1 protein-coding gene is annotated in these 2,602 nt (G+C 74.6%); it reads left to right on the top strand.

Annotated features, from left to right (window positions below; translation table 11 throughout):
* Window positions 1-7: 7 nt before the first annotated feature.
* Window positions 8-2,602: acyltransferase domain-containing protein (locus tag CUT83_RS13260; protein WP_277622943.1), on the top strand; the 2,595-nt coding region annotated here is incomplete at its 3' end.

Below are 2,602 nucleotides of genomic sequence, written 5' to 3'. Positions count from 1 at the left end.
CGCCTTCCTGTTCTCGGGGCAGGGCAGTCAGCGTCCGGGGATGGGGCGTGAGCTGTATGCGGTGTATCCGGTGTTCGCGGCGGCGTTCGATGCGGTGTGCGGGGAGGTGGACCGGTATCTGGAGCGGCCGTTGCGGGAGGTGGTGTTCGCGGCGGAGGGCAGTGCGGAGGCCGGGTTGCTGGATGAGACGCGGTATGCGCAGCCGGCGTTGTTCGCGGTGGAGGTGGCGCTGTTCCGGTTGTTGGAGAGCTGGGGTGTGGTGCCGGGGTGTGTGGCCGGTCATTCGGTCGGTGAGGTGGTGGCGGCGTATGTGGCCGGGGTGTGGTCGCTGGCCGATGCGTGTGCGTTGGTGGCGGCGCGGGGTCGGGTGATGCAGCAGGCGCCTTCGGGTGGGGCGATGGTGGCGTTGGCGGTGTCGGAGGAGGAGGTGGTGGCTCAGCTGGGCCGGTGGGGTGGCCGGGTGTCGGTGGCGGCGGTCAACGGTCCGGATGCGGTGGTGGTGTCGGGGGATGCCGTGGCGGTGGGGGAGGTGGCCGCGTGGTGGGCGGCGCGGGGGCGTCGTACGCGGCGGTTGCGGGTCAGTCATGCGTTTCATTCGGCTCATATGGAGGGTGTGCTGGAGGAGTTCGGGGCGGTGGTGCGGGGGTTGTCGTTCGCGCCGGCCGGTATACCGGTGGTGTCGAACGTGACCGGGCGGGTGGCTTCCGATGAGGAGTTGGCCTCGCCGGAGTACTGGGTGCGGCATGTGCGGGAGACGGTCCGTTTCGCCGATGGTGTCCGGGCGCTCCGTGGTGAGGGCGTCACCGTCTATCTGGAGGTGGGACCCGACCCCGTCCTCACCCCCGCCGCCGCCGCGACGCTCGCCGAACACCCGGCGGCGGACGGAGGCGACGGCGGACGGTGGACGGTGATCCCCGCCCTGCGCCGCGGCGAACCGGAACCGGTCGCCGCACTCACCGCGCTCGCCGACGCCTACGTCCTGGGCACCGAGGCCGACTGGACCGCTGTGCTCGGAACCGGACCGCACCCCCGGATCGAGCTGCCGACCTACCCCTTCGAGGGCGAGCGGTACTGGCTGGAGCCGCACGGGAACACCGGCGACGCCGCCGGCCTCGGTCTGGAGGGCACCGACGACCATCCGCTGCTGGGCGCGGCGGTGCCCACCGCGGACGGCGGCGGGCTGCTGTTCACCGGGCGGCTGTCGCTGCGTACCCACCCGTGGCTGGCCGACCACGCCGTCGGTGGCACCGTCCTCCTCCCCGGCACCGCCTTCCTGGAACTGGCGCTCCGGGCCGGCCACCGGGCGGGCTGCACCGTACTCGACGAACTCACCCTGGAGTCGCCGCTGGTACTGCCCGAACGCGGCGCGGCGGTACAGCTCCAGGTGGCCGTGGGCGCCCCGGACGACTCCGGCCGCCGGCCGGTGGCCATCCACTCCCGCCCCCAGGACGTGCAGGCCGATCCGGACGGCACGCCCTGGACGCGGCACGCGGCCGGGACGCTCGCCGCCGGCGGCCGGGCGCTCCCGCCGGCGGCCGGCGCCTGGCCCCCCGCCGGAGCCGTACCCGTCGACGTCACCGCCGCCTACGAGCGGCTGGCGGACCTCGGATACCACTACGGCCCCCTCTTCCAGGGCCTCAAGGCGCTCTGGCGAAACGGCGCGGACCTCTGCGCCGAGGTGCGGCTGCCCGAGGAGGCGGCGGACGAGGCGGGACGCTTCGGCATCCACCCGGCGCTGCTGGACGCCGCCCTCCACGCGGTGGTGCTCGACGGGGCGGACGGTGCGGCCGCTCCCAGGATCCCGTTCTCCTTCGCGGGAGTGCGCCTCCACGCGGTCGGCGCCACCGCGCTGCGCGTACGGCTGTCGGCCACGGGCGGGAACACCGCGGCCCTCACCGTCACCGACGGCGTGGGCGAACCCGTGGCGGAGGTGGAGTCTCTCTCCCTGCGGCCCCTGCCCGCCGAGGGGATCGCGTCGGCGGGCAGCCGGCCGCACCCGTCCCTGTTCGGCCTCGAGTGGACCGAGCTGACGCCGGACACCACCGGCGGCCCGGCGCCGGAACCGGAGTTCGTGCACCTCGGCGCGTCCGCAGCCTGGACCGACACCGACACCGACACCGACACCGACACCGACACCGCCGACGCGGCCCGCGTGGCGGCCCACCAGGCGCTCGCCCTGGTCCAGGAGTGTTTGTCCGGTGGTGGGGAGCGGCCGTTGGTGGTGGTGACGCGGGGTGCGGTGGCGGTGGTGCCGGGTGAGGTGGCCGATCCGGTCGGTGCGGTGGTGTGGGGTCTGGTGCGGTCGGCGCAGACGGAGCATCCGGGGCGTTTTGTGCTGGTGGATGTGGAGGCTGCCGGTGAGGTGCCGGTGGGGGTGGTGGCGGCGGCGGTGGCCGCTGGTGAGTGGCAGGTGGCGGTGCGCGGGGAGCGGGTGCTGGTGCCGCGGCTGGTGCGGGCGGCCGTCTCCGGTGGTGGTGCCGGTGCCGGTGGTGGTGCCGGGCCCGATACCGCCCGCCTCGGCTCTCTGGACCCGGACGGCACGGTGCTGGTGACCGGTGGGACGGGGACGCTGGGGGGTGTGGTGGCGCGGCATCTGGTGGTG

Source organism: Streptomyces barkulensis, from assembly GCF_002843305.1.
Lineage (GTDB): Bacteria > Actinomycetota > Actinomycetes > Streptomycetales > Streptomycetaceae > Streptomyces > Streptomyces barkulensis.
This window is presented reverse-complemented; position numbering and strand designations above follow the sequence as displayed.